Raw genomic sequence first — 15,507 nt, forward strand, 5'->3', positions numbered from 1 at the left:
CCGCGCCCCATGATCGCCTTCCGAAACTTCGCCCTGCGCCGGGGTGAGCGCCTGCTGCTGTCCAATGTCGACCTGGCCCTGCACGCCGGCTGGCGGGTGGGCGTGGTCGGCCGCAACGGGACCGGCAAGTCCAGCCTGTTCGCCGCGGTGCGCGGCGAGGTCGAGGCCGACCTCGGCGACATCGACGTGCCCAACCGGGTCCGCATCGCCAGCGTCGCCCAGGAAACCCCGTCGCTGCCGGACCCGGCCATCGACTTCGTGCTTGGCGGCGACGACGTCGTGGCCGCGGTGATCCGGGCCGAAGCCGAGGCCAACGTCCGCGAGGACTGGGAGGCAGTGGCCGAGGCCCACCAGAAGCTGGCCGAGCTGGGCGGCTACGACGCCGAGGCCCGCGCCGGCCGCCTGCTGCACGGCCTGGGCTTCCCGGCCGAGACCCACCACCGCGCGGTCAGCGAGTTCTCCGGCGGCTGGCGGGTGCGCCTGAACCTGGCGCGCGCGCTGATGATGCCCAGCGACCTGCTGCTGCTCGACGAGCCGACCAACCACCTCGATCTCGACGCGGTGCTGTGGCTGGAGCAGTGGCTGCTCAAGTATCCGGGCACCCTGCTGCTGATCTCGCACGACCGCGAGTTCCTCGACGGGGTGAGCACCCATACCCTGCACCTCAACGACGGCAAGGCGAGGCTCTACGTCGGCGACTACACCGCCTTCGAGCGCCAGCGCGCCGAGCACCTGCGCCAGCAGCAGATCGCGCACGAGAAGGAGCAGGCCGAGCGCGCCCACCTGCAGAAGTTCATCGACCGGTTCAAGGCCCAGGCCAGCAAGGCGCGCCAGGCCCAGAGCCGCATGAAGCGCCTGGCCAAGCTGGCCGGCACCGAGGCGGTGCGCGCCGAGCGCGAGTTCCGCATCGAGTTCCCCGCGCCGTCGCGGCTGCCGCATGCGCTGCTGCGCATCAACGATGGCGAATGCGGCTACGGGCCGCAGGCGCGGATCCTCTCCAACGTCGGTTTCGGCCTGGAGGCGGGCGACCGCATCGGCCTGCTCGGACCCAACGGCGCCGGCAAGTCGACCCTGGTCAAGACGCTGGTGGGCGAGCTGCCGCTGGTGGCCGGCGAGCGCTACGCCCATCCCGACCTGCGCATCGGCTACTTCGCCCAGCACACGGTGGAGTCGCTGAAGGAGGGCACCTCGCCGATCGACCACCTGCGCGAGCTGTCGCCCGATTCGCCGACGCAGGCGTTCCGCGATTTCCTCGGCAAGTGGTATTTCCCGGGCGACCGCGCCTTCGAGAACATCGACGGCTTCTCCGGCGGCGAGCGCGCGCGCCTGGCGCTGGCGCTGATCGCCTGGCGCCAGCCCAACGTGCTGCTGCTCGACGAACCCACCAACCACCTCGACCTCGACATGCGCGAGGCGCTGGCCGAAGCGCTGAGCGATTTCGAAGGCGCGATCGTGCTGGTCTCGCACGACCGCCACCTGATCGGCCTGGTCAGCGACAGCTTCTGGCGCGTGTCCGACGGCGTGGTCAAGCCGTTCGACGGCGACCTGGACGAATACGCGGCGTGGCTGCGTTCGCGACCGTCCAGCGAACAGGCGCGCGCGCCGGCGATGCCCAAGGTCGCCGAGCCGGCACCCGAACCCAAGGCGGCGCAGAAGATCAATCCGCACCGGCTGGGCAAGGCGGAGGCGCGGGTGGCCGAGCTCGAGCGCGCGCTTGCCGACCTCGAGGCCGAGCTGGCCGAGCCGGCGGTCTACGCCGATGGCGCCAGGGTCATCGACCTCGGCCAGAAGCAGGCCGCACTGCGCGCGCAGCTGGACGAGGCCGAAGGCGAACTGCTGGCACTGTATGGCTGAGCGTGCTCGTCGGCTTGCCGGCGCAGCGCGGCGCGGTTACGGTGCAGCGATGAACGCATCGAACCGCCCTGGCGGACGCAGGTTCCAGCCCCTCGTCGCGATCGCATTGTCGGCGGCCGTTGGCTTGTCCGCGTGCAAGGTCGAGGTGGAATTGCCGGCCCCCGATCCGGCCGCACAGGCCGACAGGGCCACGGTCACGATGGAGAACGCGCCTCCGGATACCGGCCGGCAGGCGCCTGCCGACGCTTTCCTGGCGGCGCTGGCCATGCACTGCGGCCAGGCCTTCGAAGGACGCATCGCCGCCAACCGTCCGGCCTCGTCCGAGCCCGATGCGTTCGCCGGCAAGCGCATGGTGATGCACGTGCGCGGTTGCGAAGACCCCGCGCGCGAACTGCGCGTGCCGTTCCATGTCGGCGACGACCACTCGCGTACCTGGGTGCTGACCCGCACTGCGGACGGCCTGCGGCTCAAACACGACCATCGCCACGAAGACGGCAGCGAGGACGCGGTCACCATGTATGGCGGCGAAACCACCGCACCCGGCACGGCAGTGCGACAGGAGTTCCCGGTCGATGCCGAATCGGTTGCGATGTTCGAGCGCGAGGGGTTGACGGCATCAGTCACCAATACCTGGGGGATGGAGATCGATCCGGGGCGACGTTTCGTCTACGAGCTGCGGCGCCCCGACGGCCGCCAGTTCCGGGTCGAGTTCGACCTGACCCTTCCGGTCGAGCTGCCGCCGGCTCCCTGGGGCAGCGCGCCGCAGGAATAGGCCAGGACCCGGCCCGCGGCGAAGCTGCCGCGGGTCCACCGCATCGGCTGCACCGGCGTGTGCCGCCCGCCTTGAATTCGGCTGCGCCGTCCCCACACTGCGCGCCGAGACGAATCCTCCATCCCGACATCGCCATGCCCATCTATGCGTTCCGCTGCGAACAGTGCGGCCACAGCTTCGACCGGCTGCAGAAGCTTTCCGACCCGGATCCCGAGACCTGTCCGTCCTGCAGCGCGGCCTCGGTGAAGCGCGCGGTCACCGCGCCTTCGTTCCGCCTGGCCGGCGGCGGCTGGTACGAGACCGACTTCAAGAAGGACGGCGACCGCAAGCGCAACCTGGCCGGCGACGACGGTGCCAAGGCGCCGAAGGCCGATGCGCCCTCCGCCGAGGCCGCCAAGCCGGCTGCCGCGCCAGCCGCCGCGACGCCCGCGGCCAAGTCCGGCGACGCCTGAGGCGCAACGCCGTCCTCCGGCCACGCGCGCGGCGCGGCGAGCGTCGCGCCTGCCCGGCTCAGGAGCGCGATCGCGGCGCGGTGCGCACCATCGCCAGGCTGTCGAGTTCCATGTACTCGGCCCAGTCCAGCCAGGCGCGGAACTCGAGATCGTCGATGGTGTCGTCCACGCCGATCTGCAGGCGGATCGGCTCGGTCGGACGGCGCCCCTTGGGCTGGATCCACTCGCGCGCGACCACGCGTCCGTCCGAGGCCACGGCTTCCAGCCAGAACGGATGGGTCGGCCACTCGCGCGGGCGCACCCGCAGCTGGTACTGGCCGGCCACCACTTCGGTTTCGTGGCCCAGCCAGATCGCGCGTCGCGGCCGAGGCCGCGGGCCGCTCGCCGCTTCCAGCGGCGCATCCACGCGCACGCCCCGCTGCAGGGCCGCGTCGGCGAACAGCTTGCGGTTGTTCTGCGCATCCACCAGCAGCGCGCACCACTCGCCGCTCAGGGCATCGCCGTCGAAGGCGGTGCAGCGGTCCACGTAGGCGCGCACGTTGGCCGGATCGTCGATCCCGAACTGTCGTGGCGCGTCCTCCATCGTGATCGCCTCCAGCGCCCAGTCCTCGTCGTACTCGATCATCACCGGCGGCTGCACGTGCTGCAGGCCGATGCGGATCTGGCCGTCGTCGATGCGCAGGGTGCGCGCGTCGCCACCGGTCCACAGCTCGCGCGCGTACGCCAGGTAGGGCGCGTAGTCCGTCCCGGAGCCGTCCAGCGCGGCCAGGCTCGCGCTCGGCGCCGCGCCCGGCGCCAGCAGCGAGCGGCCGAAGCCGAGCGCGTCGCGGGCCGGGTCGATCAGCGACAGCAGCGTGGCGCCCGAGTCGAGCGTCGTGCCCGGCACCGCCATCTGCTGGCCTTCGATCCCCGGGCCGAGGAACAGCAGCAGGTTCTCGCGACGCATCCCGGCCAGCACGTCGCCCAGGTCGTTGGGCATCGCCAGGTGGTCGGAGGCGAGCACGATCAGGGTGTCGTCGGCGTAGGGGCTGGCGCGGATGCGCTCGACCAGCCGCGAGATCAGCATGTCGCTGCACTTGATCGCGTGCAGCAGTCCGATGTCGCCCAGCGCGCTCTCGTAGCGCACGTCGCGGCAGGCCACGGGCAGGTGGCCTGCCGGGTGGTGGGTGTCCATGGTCAGCGCGTTGAGCATGAACGGCGTCCCGGCCGCCGACAGCCGGAGGAAGGTGTCGAACGCGTCCTCCAGCAGCACGTCGTCGTGCAGGCCCCAGTTGGAGAAGTGCGCAGGGGCGATGCCGGCCTTGCGGTAATGCGCCAGGTCGCGCACCTCGTCGAAGCCGTGCTGGCGCAGGAACCGGCCCTTGGCCGCGAAACCGGAATCCGCGCCGCCCAGGAACAGGTTGCGGTAGCCCTGGCCCTGCAGGAAATCGCCCAGGCAGTGCGCGCCAGGCAGGAACTCGCGCATCCGCCCCAGGCTGTTCTCGTCGCCGCGCGCGGCGGTGAGCGGCAGGCCGCACTGCGAGGTGACCAGTCCGGCGATCGTCCAGCCGCCGCCTTCGGGCGAGGCGATGTCGCGGAAGTCCAGGCCCTGCCGGACCAGCTGCGAGAGCTGCGGCATCAGGCCCGGGAACACCGTGTCGTCCAGGTAGGTCCGCTCCAGGCTCTCGGCGTAGATCCAGACGATGTTGGGGCGGCGCGGCAGTTCGCCGCCCGGCACGTGGTACTGGCCGGCGATGCCGGTGGCGTCCACCGGCGCCAGATGGCGCTGCAGGCGCTGGGCGTCGGCATACAGCGGGCTGGCCACGACGGCCGCGACGAAGATCGCCGCGAATCCCGCCGAGACGGCCGGCGCCGGATGCCGGCGGCGGAAACCCTGCAGCCGGCCGCGCAGCAGCGGCACCAGCGCCAGCGGCAGCAGCGACAGCAGGGCCAGTCCGAGAAAGCGTGCGATATCGCCGCTGAAATCGCCCACGCCCGCGCCCTGCAGGCCGGCCTGCAGGTGGTAGAGCGTGGCCGGGTCGATGCCGTTGCCGCTGAGCCGGTCGACCAGCCACCAGGCGCTGAGCCCGAGCAGCAGGATCGAGAGCAGCCCCGCCTTGAACCACGCAAACCGCTCGGAAGCGACCAGCAGGTAGGCCAGCAGGGACAGCGAGAGCAGCAGGATCATCGTCATGCGGACGGGCTTCCTCAGGGGGACGGGGCCGGTGCCCGCATGACGGGACCTCGTGACACGGTGCTGTCATATTGCTGAACGGCACGTCGACAGCGGCCGATTGCCGTCCCGTCGGGGTCGCTGTCGTTCACGTCCCGTCGCGCCTGGCGAAAAGCCCTTTAAACTTCCCGGTTTGCCGGCGCGTCCGGCACGACCTGCGGAGTTCCCGTTCCATGCGTACCCATTTCTGTGGCCTGGTCGACGAATCGCTGGTCGGCCAGACCGTGACCCTCTGCGGCTGGGCCGACGTCGCCCGCAACCTCGGCGGCGTCTGCTTCATCGACCTGCGCGACCACGAGGGCATCGTCCAGGTCGTGGCCGAGCCTTCGGATGCGGCCGGCAATGCCGGGGTCGTGGCGATGGCCGAGAAGCTGGGCTACGAGGACTGCCTGCGCATCACCGGTACCGTGCGCCGTCGCCATTCGGTGAACGCGAAGATCCGCACCGGCCAGGTGGAAGTGGTGGCCGAGGCGATCGAGGTGCTGAACAAGGCCGAGCCGCTGCCGTTCCACCACCACGAGAACCCGGGCGAGGAGACGCGGCTGAAGTACCGCTACCTCGACCTGCGCCATCCCGAGATGCAGCGCCGCATGCGCACCCGGACGAAGCTGGTCAGCGCCCTGCGGCACTGGCTGGATGCGCGCGGTTTCCAGGACATCGAGACCCCGATCCTGACCAAGGCCACGCCCGAGGGCGCGCGCGACTTCCTGGTGCCGGCGCGCATGCATCCGGGCGAGTTCTACGCGTTGCCGCAGTCGCCGCAGCTGTTCAAGCAGATCCTGATGATGGCGGGCTTCGACCGCTACTACCAGATCGCGCGCTGCTTCCGCGACGAGGCGCTGCGCGCCGACCGCCAGCTGGAATTCACCCAGCTCGACATGGAGTTCGCCTGGGTCTCCGAGCGCGACGTGCAGGACACCGTCGAGGCGATGATCCGCGACGTGTTCCGTGAGGTGGCCGACGTCGAGCTGGCGGCGGAGTTCCCGCGCATGACGTACGCGGAGGCGATGCGCCGCTACGGTTCGGACAAGCCCGACCTGCGCATCGCGCTGGAGCTGGTCGATGTGGCCGAACTGGTCAAGGACAGCGGCTTTGCGGTGTTCACCGGCCCGGCCGCTGATCCCGGCGGCCGCGTCGCCGCGCTGCGCATCCCGGGCGGCGCGACGCTCTCGCGCAAGCAGATCGACGAGTACGCCGCCCACGCCGGCAAGTACGGCGCCAGGGGCCTGGCCTACATCAAGATCGGCGAGGGCGGCGAGATCACCTCGCCGATCCAGAAGTTCTTCGACGAGCCCGCCTTCGCCGCGCTGGTCGCGCATGTCGGCGCGGGCAATGGCGACATCGTGTTCTTCGGTGCCGGCAAGTACACGACCGTGAGCGACTTCATGGGCGCGATCCGGCTCAAGGCGGGCAAGGATTTCGGCCTGGTCGAGGACGGCTGGCGGCCGCTGTGGGTCACCGACTTCCCGATGTTCGAGTGGGACGAGGAGGCGCAGCGCTACGTGGCTCTGCACCATCCCTTCACCGCACCGGCGGTGGACGACGAGGCCGACCTGCGCGCGAACGCGGCGACCGCGGTGTCGCGCGGCTACGACATGGTGCTCAACGGCAACGAGATCGGCGGAGGCTCGATCCGCATCCACCGTTCCTCGATGCAGAGCGCGGTGTTCGAGCTGCTCGGCATCGGCAAGGACGAGGCCGAACTCAAGTTCGGCTTCCTGCTCGACGCGCTCAGGTACGGCGCGCCGCCGCACGGCGGCATCGCCTTCGGCATCGATCGCATCGCCGCGCTGATGGCGGGCACCGAGTCGATCCGCGACGTCATCGCCTTCCCCAAGACCACCTCCGCGCAGTGCCTGATGACCGGCGCGCCGTCGCCGATCCCGGACGCGCAGCTGGCCGAGGTGCATGTGCAGGTGCGGCCGCAGGCCTGAGTTCGATGGACGGGAGCCGCCGGATGGGCGTCGCGATCCGCCGCGCGACCGTCGAGGACGCGCCGATCCTGTCGGCGCTGGCCGCGCACACCTTCACCGAGACCTTCGGTCACCTCTATCCACCGCAGGACCTGGCCGACTTCATCGCCGAGGTCTATGCGGTCGAGCGCCAGCGCACGATCCTCTCGCACCCGGACTACGCGGTCTGGCTGCTGGAGGACGGGGGTGTCGCGGTCGGTCACGCCGCCGCCGGTCCCTGCGGGCTGCCGCATCCGGAGGTCGCCCCCGGCGATGGCGAACTCAAGCGCCTGTACCTGCTGCGCAGCCACCAGTCGGGCGGGCATGGCGGCCGGATGATGGACACAGTGATGGACTGGCTGCTGCGCGAGGGGCCCCGCACGCTGTGGATCGGCGTGTGGTCGGAGAACCTCGCCGCGCAGCGCTTCTATGCGCGCCGCGGCTTCGAGCGGGTCGGGCAGTACCTGTTCCCCGTCGGCGCCACCCGGGACCTCGAGTTCATCCTGCGCCGGCCGGCCCAGGACCTCGCCGCGCGCTGAGCCTGCGCGTCGCCCCGCTGCACACGCGTCGCGACCCGGGCTTGCGCCTGGCGTTGCGCGCGGGCCCAATCGAAGCATGTCGACGCCACCCTCCACGACCCTTGCGGAGCTGCCTGACGCACGTCCGGTGCTGCTGATCCACGGCATCTGGAATGCGCGCCTGTGGCTGCTGCCGCTGGCCAGGCGGCTGCGCGCAGCCGGTCTGGATGCACGGATCTGGGGCTACCGCAGCGTGCTCGACGATCCGGCGCATGCCGCGCGGGTGCTGGCGGACGCCTTGCGCGGCGGCCCCGAGGTCGACCTGGTCGGCTACAGCCTGGGCGGCCTGGTGGCCCTGGAAGCCCTGCGCCTGGAGCCCGACCTGCCGGTGCGGCGCGTGCTGTGCCTGGGTTCGCCGCTGTGCGGGAGCTGCACTGCCCGCTGGCTGGGCGCGCACCGCTGGGCCTCGCCGGTGCTGGGACGCAGCGCCAGCCTGCTGCAACGTGGACTCGAAGGCTGGACCGGTACCGCGGAGGTCGGGGTGGTGGCGGGCTGCGTGCCGCGTGGTCTGGGACGCCTGCTGTCGGCGGTGGATCCGGAATCGGACGGCACCGTGGCGATCGCCGAAACGCGGATCCCCGGGTTGCGCGACCACTGCATCGTGCCGGCCAGCCACAGCGGTCTGCTGCTCTCGCCGCAGGCCGCACGGCAGGCGGCCCGGTTCCTGCGCGAGGGGCGCTTCGCGCATGGGGACGCCCCGCGAAACGTATAATCGGCGCGTCTTCCCGAACCGGCTCGTACGATCCATGGGACGCGGTCCATCCATCGAAGCACGCAAGAACGCCGTCGACGCACAGCGCGGCAAGATTTTCACCAAGATCATCCGCGAGATCGGCGTCGCCGCCCGCGCCGGCGGGGGCGACCCCGGGGGCAATCCGCGCCTGCGCGCGGCGATCGACAAGGGCCTGGGCCTGAACATGTCCAAGGACGTGATCGAGCGGGCGATCAAGAAGGCCACCGGCGAGCTGGAAGGCGTCGAGTACGAGGAGATCCGCTACGAGGGCTACGCGCCAGGCGGGGTCGCGGTGATCGTCGACTGCCTGACCGACAACCGCGTGCGCACTGTGGCCGACGTGCGCCACGCCTTCGGCAAGTTCGGCGGCAACCTCGGCACCGAGGGCTCGGTGGCCTTCATGTTCCGCAAGCTGGGCGTGCTGTCGTACGGCGCGGGCGCGGACGAGGAGAAGATCACCGAGGCGGCGATCGAGGGTGGCGCCGACGACGTGCTGGTGTATCCGGAGGACGGCGCGATCGACGTGCTCACCGCGCCGGAGTCCTTCGCCGAGGTGAAGCAGGCGATGGAGGCGGCCGGGCTGGCCCCGGACCTGGCCGAAGTGACCATGCGCGCCGACAACGACATCGCCGTCGATGGCGATACCGCCCAGCAGGTGGTCAAGCTGCTGCGCTGGCTCGAGGACATGGACGACGTGCAGAGCGTCCATTCCAATGCCGAGCTGGGCGATGCGGCGTTTGGCTGAGGCCCGGAGGGCGGGCGGCGGGAATCGCGACGTGTCGCTCCCGTGCCCGCCCACGCCGGGGCCCCTGCCGGGCCGCGACCGCAGCGCATGATCCGCATCCTCGGCATCGATCCGGGCTCGCAGCGGACCGGCGTGGGCATCATCGATGTCGACGCGTCCGGCCGGGCGACGCACGTGTACAACGCCGCGCTGGTCCTGCTGGGCGACGGCGACTTCGCGCAGCGGCTCAAGCGGCTGCTGCTGGGACTGGCCGAAGTGATCGAGACGTGGCGGCCGCAGGAAGTGGCGATCGAACGGGTGTTCCTGGCACGCAATCCGGATTCCGCGCTCAAGCTCGGCCAGGCGCGCGGCGCGGCGATCAGTGCCGTGGTGCTGCGCGACCTGCCGGTGCACGAGTACGCGGCCAAGGAAGTGAAGCTGGCCCTGGTCGGCAAGGGCGGGGCGGAGAAGGCGCAGATCCAGCACATGGTCGGGCTGATGCTCAACCTGCAGGGCAAGCTGCAGGCCGATGCCGCCGACGCGCTGGCCATCGCCATCACCCATGCGCACGTGCGCGCCACGGCGCGGCGTCTCGGCGTGAGCACGCAGCAGGCCTGGAGCAGGAAGTGATGGGAGCCGGGAATCGGGAATGGGGAATCGGGAATCGCAAGGGCGGCCTGAGCCGCAGCCGCGACTCCCGATTCCCGATTCCCCATTCCCGTGCCCGGAGGGCATACCCATGATCGGAAGACTCAAGGGCATCCTCGTCCACAAGCAGCCGCCCTGGCTGGTCGTCGACGTGCACGGCGTGGGCTACGAGCTCGAAGCGCCGATGAGCACCTTCTACGACCTGCCCGAGGCCGGGCGCGAGGTGGCGCTGTTCACCCACTATGCGCAGAAGGAAGACAGCGTCTCGCTCTACGGCTTCCTCAGCGAGGCCGAACGCAGGCTGTTCCGCGACGTGCAGAAGGTCACCGGCATCGGAGCGAAGATCGCGCTGGCGATCCTGTCGGGATCGTCGGTCGGCCAGTTCGCGATGCTGGTGCAGACAGGCGACGTGACCGCGCTGACCCGCATCCCCGGCATCGGCAAGAAGACCGCCGAGCGCATCGTGGTCGAGTTGCGCGACCGCGCCGCGGACCTGGCGGTGGGCGCGGTGCCCGGCGCTGCCGGTCCGTCGCCGGCCGATCCGCTGTCCGAGGCGATCGTCGCCCTGCAGCAGCTGGGCTACAAGCCGGCCGAGGCGCAGAAGATGGCCAAGGCCGCCGCGGTCGACGGCGATGCTGCAGAAACCATCATCCGCAAGGCGCTACAGTCCGCGCTTCGCTGAGCGCCCCGACGCCATCTCCCCATGTCACAGCCCGCCACGACGCCAGCAGGATCCGGAACGACCGCGCATGGCCACGGCCGGATCGGCATGGCCGGGCTGGTGGTCGGCGCCATCGGCGTGGTGTTCGGCGACATCGGCACCAGTCCGCTGTACACGATCCGCGAAGCGTTCTCGCCGCACTACGGCCTGGTCGCCGACCACGACACCGTGCTCGGCGTGCTGTCGATGATCTTCTGGGCGCTCAGCCTGGTGGTCACGCTCAAGTACGTGACCATCATCATGCGCGCCGACAACGATGGCGAAGGCGGCATCATGGCGCTGATGGCGCTGGCCCAGCGCTGCTTTCCCAAGGGGTCGCGTTCGGCCTACATGGTGGGCATCCTCGGCATCCTGGGCGCCTCCCTGTTCTTCGGCGACGGCGTGATTACGCCCGCGATCTCGGTGCTCTCGGCGGTGGAAGGCCTGGAGGTGGTCGCGCCCGGCCTGCACGCCTGGATCGTGCCGGTGACCCTGGTGGTGCTGGTCGCGCTGTTCTCCACGCAGCGCTACGGCACCGCGAAGGTCGGCAGGATCTTCGGCCCGATCACGGTGCTGTGGTTCATCGCCCTGGCCGCGCTGGGGCTGACGAACATCCTGCACGAGCCCGAGGTGCTGAAGGCGATCAACCCCTGGTGGGCGGCGCGCTTCTTCATCGACCACACCTGGGGCGGGGTCTTCATCCTCGGCGCGGTGGTGCTGGCGGTCACCGGTGGCGAGGCGATCTACACCGACATGGGCCACTTCGGTCCCAGGCCGATCCGCTACGGCTGGTACTTCTTCGTGCTGCCCTCGCTGATGCTCAACTACCTCGGCCAGGGTGCGCTGGTGCTCGAGGACCCCGCCGCCATCCGCAACCCGTTCTACCTGGGCGTGCCCGAATGGGCGCAGTGGCCGATGATCGTGCTGGCGACAATGGCCACGGTGATCGCCTCGCAGGCGGTGATCACCGGCGGCTATTCGGTCGCGCGGCAGGCGATGCAGCTGGGCTACATGCCGAGGATGCGGATCAAGCACACCTCCAGCGAGACCATCGGCCAGATCTACATCCCGGCGATCAACTGGACGATGATGGTGATCGTGGTGGGGCTGGTGGTTTCGTTCGGCAACTCCTCGTCGCTGGCGGCGGCCTACGGCATCTCGGTGTCGGCGACGATGCTGATCGATACGCTGCTGCTGGCCTTGGTGGCGCGCTCGCTGTGGCCCGAGTGGCGGCAATGGGTGCTGCCGCTGTGCGGGCTGTTCCTGGTCATCGACGTGGCGTTCCTGATCGCCAACGGCGCCAAGGTGCTGCAGGGCGCGTGGTTCCCGGTGGTGCTGGGCATGATCCTGTTCACCATGCTGCGGACCTGGCGGCGCGGTCGCGAGACCCTGCGCGATGAAATGCAGAAGGAAGGCATCCGCCTGGACGCCTTCATTCCCGGCCTGATGCTGGCGCCGCCGGTGCGGGTGGAGGGCACCGCCGTGTTCATGACCAGCGACAAGGGCGTGGTGCCGCATGCGTTGCTGCACAACCTCAAGCACAACAAGGTGCTGCACGAACGCAACGTGTTCCTCACCGTGGAAACGCTGACGGTGCCCTACGCCGCGACCGGCAGGCGGCTGTCCATCGATTCGATCGGCGATGGCTTCTACCGGGTCCTGGTGCGCTTCGGCTTCATGGAAACTCCCGACGTGCCGCAGGCGCTGATGCAGGCGGCCGACCACAGCACGCTGTGCTTCGACCCGATGGAAACGACCTACTTCGTCAGCCGCGAGACCATCGTCTCCAGCGCCAAGCGCGGCATGCCGGTCTGGCGCGACCGCCTGTTCGCGGTCATGCATCGCAATGCGGCGCCGGCCAACCAGTTCTTCCGGATCCCCGGCAACCGGCTGGTGGAACTGGGCGCGCAGGTCGAAATCTGACCCGGGGCGTCGCTTGCGCCGCTGGCGGTGCGTCACTCCGGTTGTGTGCGCGGGAGAAGGCGCTGTCCTCAAGTCGCGCGCGCCGGGGCCGTTAATTCCCGCGACGCCACAGCAGGTGCGGCCGAATGACCGTGCTCCAGCCCATCGTGCCCAGCTCGCCCCTGCCGCAGCGCGTGCTGCTGCTTGAGAACTCGCGTGCCTACGTGCAGACGGTGGCCGGCGCCATCGAGCAGCAACTCGAACTGCCGGTCATGATCGCCTCCACGCTGGCCGAGGCGCGCGCGCTGCTGGACCGGTACGACGACTGGTTCCTGGCCTTGACCGGGCTGGTGCTGGCCGACGGCGATCGCGACGAGGTGGTCGATTGCCTGCAGGACCGCGGCCTGTCGACCGTGGTGGTCACCGGGGTCTACGACGAGGACCTGCGCGAGCGGCTGCTGCGACGCCGGGTCATCGACTTCGTGCTCAAGAGCACGCCCGGCAGCCTGGACTACATCGTCTGGCTGGTGAAGCGGCTCGAGCGCAACCGGCGCATCTCCGCGCTGGTGGTCGACGACTCGGCCTCGGCGCGGATGCACACCGCCAACCTGCTGGAGACCTACGGTTACCGCGTGGTCCAGGCCGAGGATGGCGAGGCGGCCCTGTACCTGCTCGAGCGCGATCCGACGATCCGCCTGGCGATGGTCGACCAGGAGATGCCCGGCATGCAGGGGGTCGAGCTCACGCGGCGCCTGCGCGCGCTGCGGGCGCGCGACCGCGTCGCGGTGATCGGCGTCTCCGGGCGCGACGACGCCGGCCTGGTCGCCCGCTTCCTCAAGAACGGCGCCAACGACTTCCTGCGCAAACCGTTCTCGCGCGAGGAGTTCTTCTGCCGCGTCTCGCAGAACGTCGACCAGCTCGAGCTGATCGGCAGCCTGCAGGACCTGGCCACCCGCGACTTCCTCACCGGCCTGCCCAACCGCCGCCACTTCCTCGAACAGGCCGAACACCAGGTGCCGCGACTGCGCACCGCATGCCGTCCGGTGGCCATGGCGATCCTGGACATCGACCATTTCAAGCACATCAACGACGGCTGGGGCCACGAGGCCGGCGACCACGCCCTGCGCGCGGTGGCCGCGGTGCTGTCCCGCCACGCGCGGCAGCAGGACCAGGTGGCCCGCTTCGGTGGCGAGGAGTTCTGCATGCTGGTGCCCGACCTGGACGCCGGCGCCCTGCACACCTACTTCGATACCCTGCGCCAGCGCATCGAGGCCCTGCGGGTGAAGACCCCGGGCGGCGAACTACGCATGACCGTCAGCATCGGCGTGCGCGTCGCCGCCCCGGACGACGACCTGCACCGGCTGCTGGCCGACGCCGACCGGCGTCTGTACCTGGCCAAGGCGGGCGGTCGGAACCAGGTGGTGGCGGCGGGATAGCGGTCCAGAGGTGGGCGAAGCGGGCTCGCGCCGGGCCGCGCGGCCGTCCAGTGTTTGGCGACATGGCGGCCACCGGCTGGCGCGTCCCGTCCGCGGTCGCGCGGCCTGGGCGGCCCCGGCATGGAAAAGCGCGAGCGCGCCCCCAATTCATGTCCATGCCCAACAATCCCGCCCCCGCCATTCCGTTCTCCCTGCTCGACCTGGCGCCCGTCTGCGAAGGCAGCACCCCCGCGCAGGCCTTCGCCAATTCCCTCGACCTGGCGCGCCATGCCGAGGCGCTGGGCTACAGCCGCTACTGGCTGGCCGAGCACCACAACATGCCCGGGATCGCGAGCGCGGCGACAGCGGTGCTGATCGGCCACATCGCCGGCGGCACCTCGACCATCCGGGTCGGGGCGGGCGGGGTGATGCTGCCCAACCACGCGCCGCTGCAGGTGGCCGAGCAGTTCGGCACATTGGCCTCGCTGTATCCGGGGCGCATCGACCTGGGCCTGGGGCGCGCCCCGGGCACCGACCAGCCCACCACCCAGGCACTGCGTCGCTACTACGCGGGCGCCGATGCCTTCCCCTCGGACGTGATGGAACTGCTGCGCTACTTCGAGCCGGTGCAGCCGGGACAGCCGGTGCAGGCCGTGCCGGGCGCGGGGATCGACGTGCCGGTGTGGATCCTGGGATCCAGCCTGTTCGGCGCGCAGCTGGCTGCGGCGCTCGGTCTGCCGTACGCCTTCGCCTCGCATTTCGCGCCCGCGGCGATGACCGAGGCGCTGGCGCTCTACCACCGCGATTTCAAGCCTTCCAGGCGGCTGCGTGCGCCCTACGCGATGCTGGCGCTCAACGTGGTCGGTGCCGACACGCGCGCCGAGGCGCGGCGACTGTTCACCACCCAGCAGCAGAGCTTCGTGCGCCTGCGCCGCAGTGGGCCGCCGGGCTTGATCCCGCCGCCGATCGACGATATCGAGGCGTTCTGGACGCCGCAGGAAAAGGCGATGGTGGAACAGGCCCTGGCCTGCTCGGTGGTGGGTGATCCGGACGACGTGCGCGAAGGCATCGCCGCATTTGCCGCACGGCATCGTCCCGACGAACTGCTGCTGACGGCGAACGTGTTCGACCACGACGCACGACGCCACTCGTTCGCGCTTGCGGCCGCCGCGTTCCAGTCGCGTTGATGCGGCTACGACGTTGCGGACTGCGTCCCGGGGCTTGACGCCAGGCGACGCCGAGTCGTTTTCGTTCCGGCGGCGCGCCGCCGATGCGGCATCGTTGCATGCGATCGCGCCGGGTGTGAGCGCGAACACGTCGCGTCCCTTGGACTTGTCCTGCGGTCACGCTAGGCTAGCCCCTGCGAGCCGAAGCGCCAGCAGGAGAGACGCAGGGTGGAGACCAATGCCGACCGGCCCAGGAAGCGACGGGAAATCCTGCTGTTCCTGTTCATCACGGTGGTGCTGTTCCCGCTGCTGTCGGTGATGATCGTCGGCGGGTTCGGTTTCGCGGTCTGGATCTACCAGATGTTCGCCGGTCCGCCCGGTCCTCCGGGCGGCTGAGCG

At 70.3% G+C, this 15,507-nt stretch carries 14 protein-coding genes; 13 read left to right on the forward strand and 1 reads right to left on the reverse strand.

Annotated features, from left to right (window positions below; translation table 11 throughout):
* The first annotated feature begins 9 nt into the window (after window positions 1-9).
* The 3 genes from Q0863_RS15360 to Q0863_RS15370 all read left to right on the forward strand — a co-directional run bounded on the left by Q0863_RS15360 (window position 10) and on the right by Q0863_RS15370 (window position 3,078).
* Window positions 10-1,854 carry an ATP-binding cassette domain-containing protein gene (locus tag Q0863_RS15360; RefSeq protein WP_298580398.1) on the forward strand — a complete coding sequence of 615 codons (1,845 nt, stop codon included), beginning with the start codon at window positions 10-12 and terminating at the stop codon, window positions 1,852-1,854.
* A gap of 199 nt (window positions 1,855-2,053) precedes the next feature.
* Window positions 2,054-2,626: a hypothetical protein gene (locus tag Q0863_RS15365; RefSeq protein ID WP_298580712.1), complete on the forward strand. Its 573-nt coding sequence runs from the start codon at window positions 2,054-2,056 to the stop codon at window positions 2,624-2,626.
* Between the two features lie 134 nt (window positions 2,627-2,760).
* The gene (locus Q0863_RS15370; protein ID WP_298580401.1) at window positions 2,761-3,078 is read left to right on the forward strand and encodes a zinc ribbon domain-containing protein; all 318 of its coding nucleotides are present in this window, start codon (window positions 2,761-2,763) and stop codon (window positions 3,076-3,078) included.
* 58 nt (window positions 3,079-3,136) lie between these two features.
* On the opposite strand, the gene Q0863_RS15375 is transcribed toward Q0863_RS15370, so the two are convergent.
* Window positions 3,137-5,251, reverse strand: a complete 2,115-nt coding sequence (locus Q0863_RS15375) for a phosphoglycerol transferase I (protein ID WP_298580405.1) — start codon at window positions 5,249-5,251, stop codon at window positions 3,137-3,139.
* A 212-nt stretch (window positions 5,252-5,463) separates the two neighbouring features.
* On the opposite strand from Q0863_RS15375, the gene aspS reads away from it, so the two are divergent.
* The 10 genes from aspS to napE all read left to right on the forward strand — a co-directional run bounded on the left by aspS (window position 5,464) and on the right by napE (window position 15,504).
* Window positions 5,464-7,224, forward strand: coding sequence for an aspartate--tRNA ligase (aspS, locus tag Q0863_RS15380; RefSeq protein WP_298580409.1), 1,761 nt, complete (start codon window positions 5,464-5,466; stop codon window positions 7,222-7,224).
* A gap of 23 nt (window positions 7,225-7,247) precedes the next feature.
* Window positions 7,248-7,781: a GNAT family N-acetyltransferase gene (locus Q0863_RS15385; RefSeq protein ID WP_298580412.1), complete on the forward strand. Its 534-nt coding sequence runs from the start codon at window positions 7,248-7,250 to the stop codon at window positions 7,779-7,781.
* A gap of 76 nt (window positions 7,782-7,857) precedes the next feature.
* Window positions 7,858-8,532 carry an alpha/beta hydrolase gene (locus Q0863_RS15390; protein WP_298580415.1) on the forward strand — a complete coding sequence of 225 codons (675 nt, stop codon included), beginning with the start codon at window positions 7,858-7,860 and terminating at the stop codon, window positions 8,530-8,532.
* A gap of 34 nt (window positions 8,533-8,566) precedes the next feature.
* A complete protein-coding gene (locus Q0863_RS15395) occupies window positions 8,567-9,298 on the forward strand; it encodes a YebC/PmpR family DNA-binding transcriptional regulator (protein ID WP_298580417.1) in 732 nt (243 codons plus the stop codon).
* An 87-nt stretch (window positions 9,299-9,385) separates the two neighbouring features.
* Window positions 9,386-9,907, forward strand: a complete 522-nt coding sequence (gene ruvC / locus Q0863_RS15400) for a crossover junction endodeoxyribonuclease RuvC (RefSeq protein WP_298580420.1) — start codon at window positions 9,386-9,388, stop codon at window positions 9,905-9,907.
* A gap of 109 nt (window positions 9,908-10,016) precedes the next feature.
* A complete protein-coding gene (gene ruvA, locus Q0863_RS15405; RefSeq protein WP_298580423.1) occupies window positions 10,017-10,607 on the forward strand; it encodes a Holliday junction branch migration protein RuvA in 591 nt (196 codons plus the stop codon).
* Between the two features lie 87 nt (window positions 10,608-10,694).
* Window positions 10,695-12,548: a potassium transporter Kup gene (locus tag Q0863_RS15410; protein WP_298580715.1), complete on the forward strand. Its 1,854-nt coding sequence runs from the start codon at window positions 10,695-10,697 to the stop codon at window positions 12,546-12,548.
* A 125-nt stretch (window positions 12,549-12,673) separates the two neighbouring features.
* Entirely contained in the window at window positions 12,674-13,963 is a 1,290-nt protein-coding gene (locus tag Q0863_RS15415) for a diguanylate cyclase (RefSeq protein WP_298580426.1), read from the forward strand.
* A 155-nt stretch (window positions 13,964-14,118) separates the two neighbouring features.
* Complete coding sequence (locus tag Q0863_RS15420) at window positions 14,119-15,129, forward strand: LLM class flavin-dependent oxidoreductase (RefSeq protein ID WP_298580429.1); 1,011 nt, start codon at window positions 14,119-14,121, stop codon at window positions 15,127-15,129.
* A 207-nt stretch (window positions 15,130-15,336) separates the two neighbouring features.
* The gene (napE, locus tag Q0863_RS15425) at window positions 15,337-15,504 is read left to right on the forward strand and encodes a periplasmic nitrate reductase, NapE protein (protein WP_298580432.1); all 168 of its coding nucleotides are present in this window, start codon (window positions 15,337-15,339) and stop codon (window positions 15,502-15,504) included.
* Window positions 15,505-15,507: the final 3 nt, after the last annotated feature.

Source organism: uncultured Luteimonas sp., from assembly GCF_947492465.1.
Classification (GTDB): domain Bacteria; phylum Pseudomonadota; class Gammaproteobacteria; order Xanthomonadales; family Xanthomonadaceae; genus Luteimonas.